The following is a 1,098-nucleotide window of genomic DNA, read 5'->3' as shown; positions in this document are numbered from 1 at the left end:
CTCCACAGAGAACACCCATATAGAGGGGCTGAGAGGAGATAACGTTGCAGTTCTATCTGGGTACGGATTTACTGGATGGTCCACTCAGCCGTGCACTCGCGATGGGCGCCGGCAGCTTGCTCCCTGCCATCTCGCCGTGGATTGGTGCCATCGGCTCATTCATGACCGGGAGCAACACATCCTCGAACATCCTCTTCAGCGTGCTCCAGTACAATGCTGCCGAAACAGTTGGTGTCTCCCGGATGATCGCCGTCAGCCTGCAGAACGTCGGCGGCGGTCTCGGAAACATGGTTTCGGTGTTGAATGTCGCCGCCATCTGCGGCGTTGTTGGGATCACCGGACGTGAGGGCGATCTACTGCGGAAAGCCATCATCCCGATGGCGGTGTTCGCAGTGTTCGCCGGGCTGTTTGGGATGCTGCTGACATACGTCCTGGTCCCAGGTCTGTTCTGATCGACGGCCGACGGCGCGCCGAAGATTCCGGAATTTTGTGTTCTATTGAAAACGGGGACGGCAGCAGGATTACTCCGTACTGCTGTGAGGAGATGAAATCGAGAAGTCGATAATAGATCGAAAACGGCGCGCGGGCCGAACCCGAGCGTTACGCCAATACCGACATCCGCATTCTTGCCACCTCGAATAAGAATCTGACCACCGGCTAGACTGGAGCCGCTGAGAGCACACAAGCAGCACCCCGCACACGTTGTCGACAGCCTTGCTTCGGGTGATTTCGTTGGTTCGCCAACGTCGTCGGAAGGACGATTCGCAGCGTACCTGCCACTGGTTTTGGTTTTCATAGTCGGCTTATTTTGCACATTAGCCCTGCAACGGTGCTCTGATCGGGTTGCTAGCCACCCGTTTTGTCGTGCGGATGGCGCACGAGGGTCTGACTGCTATCGAATCACGCACACGAAACCAGCGGGTATGGAGCTGTTTTTGCACATCAAAGCCGGTGTGTTCGGCTATTTGATGTGCAAAATCAGGATCGGTATGATCTCGACGCGCAACCGCGAGAGTCAAGACAGCGAAAGAGCGGACTAGTCGCTGCCATGGCGGTAGTCAGCGGGATCGCCACCGAGTCGCTCCGCGAGGTACTCTC

General features: G+C 56.9%; 1 pseudogene. It reads left to right on the top strand.

Features of this window, described 5'->3' with window-relative positions:
• Positions 1-83: 83 nt before the first annotated feature.
• Positions 84-452: pseudogene (locus C451_RS03075) on the top strand (L-lactate permease); the annotation flags it as partial.
• Positions 453-1,098: the final 646 nt, after the last annotated feature.

The sequence above is a fragment of the Halococcus thailandensis JCM 13552 genome (assembly GCF_000336715.1).
Lineage (GTDB): Archaea > Halobacteriota > Halobacteria > Halobacteriales > Halococcaceae > Halococcus > Halococcus thailandensis.
Note: the sequence above shows the minus strand (reverse complement) of the source record. Positions and strands in the feature narration are given on the sequence as shown.